The 1,767-nt window shown below is 71.4% G+C and carries 2 protein-coding genes; both read left to right on the top strand.

Translation table 11 applies throughout. The annotated features are described in order from the left end of the window. A partial coding sequence (locus tag RMO85_RS17645; RefSeq protein WP_310530027.1) for a glutamate-cysteine ligase family protein occupies nt 1–615 on the top strand: 615 nt, incomplete at its 5' end. Next, on the top strand, nt 608–1,767 hold a 1,160-nt coding region (locus RMO85_RS17640; protein ID WP_310530026.1), incomplete at its 3' end, for an SUMF1/EgtB/PvdO family nonheme iron enzyme. The genes RMO85_RS17645 and RMO85_RS17640, both read left to right, overlap by 8 nt.

Below are 1,767 nucleotides of genomic sequence, written 5' to 3'. Positions count from 1 at the left end.
CGACAGGAGACCTGGCACGGCATCGATGCCGGGCGGAGCGACCCGATCTCGGCCGGCGGCCCTGCCGACGCCTGGGCGGACAACGCGCTCCACGCGCCGGTCATGCTGGTCGCCGACGGCGAACGGCTCATGCCGGTCACCCGACGTGTGCCGTTCGGCGCCTGGCTGGGCGAGCCCCAGCTCATCGGTCGCCCGGCAAGCCGTCAGGACCTCGACTACCACCTCACGACCCTGTTCCCACCGATCCGGCCGCGCGGCTACGTCGAGATCCGATGCATCGATGCCATGCCCGACCGGTGGTGGCCGGCCATGGCCGCCATGGCCGTGACCCTGATCGATGACCCGGTGGCCGCCGATGCTGCGGCAGAGCTCTGCGAGCCCGTTGCAGGCGAATGGGAGACCGCCGCCCGCCGTGGCCTCGCCGACCCGGCCCTGCGGGTCGCGGTGACGGCCTGCGGTGAGGTGGCTGCCCGGCGCTGCCCGGCACCACTTCGGGCCGACGTGGAGGCCCTGGTCGAGCTCCTCTCGAGCGGTCGCAGTCTGAGCAGCGAGCTCGGCGCCCGGATCCGACGAACCAGCCCGCTGCAGGTCCTGGAGGAGGAGGCCCGTGCGTGAGACCGTCGCCCGTGGACTCGAGGATGCGCGTGCGCGCACCCGGAGGCTGACCGACCTCGAAGACGTCGAGCTGACCACCCAGCACAGTCCCTTGATGAGCCCGCTGGTCTGGGACCTCGCGCACATCGGTCAGCAGGAGGACCTCTGGTTGCTGCGAGGTGGCGACCCTGCCCGACAAGGGCTGCTGACCGCTCAGGTGGAGCGCCTCTACGACGCCTTCGAGCACCCTCGGTCCAGCCGTGTCGCCCTCCCGCTGCTGAGCCCGCGAGAGGCCCGCAGCTTCATCGGAGACGTGCGCTCGCGCGTCTTCGACGCACTGGAGAGGGCCGACGCTGACACGCCCGAGGATCTGTTCGCCCACGTCATGGTCGAGCAGCACGAGCAGCAACACGTCGAGACCATGCTGGCCACCCACCAGTTGCGCGCCGGCGAACCGCTCCTCGGTCCCGGGACTGCGCTGCCCCCTGGCCGGCAGTTGCCGTCGGAGTCGGTGCTGGTCCCCGCCGGGCCCTTCACCCTCGGTGTCGATGGGACTCACGAACCCTGGTCCCTCGACAACGAGCGTCCGGCACACATCGTCGATCTGCCGGACTTCCGCATCGCCCGCGCCCCTGTCACCAACGCCCAGTGGCAGGCATTCATGGACGACGGCGGCTACGACGACGCCGGGTGGTGGTCGACGCGCGGCTGGTCCCACCGGGTCGAGTCGGGCCTGGACCGTCCGCTCACCTGGTCATCGGACGGCTCACGAACACGGTTCGGCCTGGTCGAGGACATCCCACCCGACGAGCCGGTCCAGCATGTCTGCTTCCACGAGGCGCAGGCCTACGCCGCATGGGCGGGTGCGCGGCTGCCCTCCGAACAGGAATGGGAGAAGGCCTGCGCCTGGGATCCGGAGGAGGGGCGTCGCCGCCGCTGGCCCTGGGGGGACGCGGAATGGACGCCGGACCTGGCCAACCTCGGCGGCGACGCCCTGCGCCCCGCGCTCGTGGGTGCCTTCCCGGCCGGCGCGTCGGCGTACGGCGTGGAGCAGCTCATCGGCGATGTCTGGGAATGGACGTCGTCCACCTTCGAGCCGTGGCCCGGATTCGTGCCCATGCTCTACGCCGACTACAGCGCCCCGTTCTTCGGCGGCGACTTCCGGGTCCTGCG

It is taken from the genome of Nocardioides sp., assembly GCF_031422975.1.
In the GTDB taxonomy this organism is placed as follows: Bacteria; Actinomycetota; Actinomycetes; order Propionibacteriales; family Nocardioidaceae; genus Nocardioides.
This window is presented reverse-complemented; position numbering and strand designations above follow the sequence as displayed.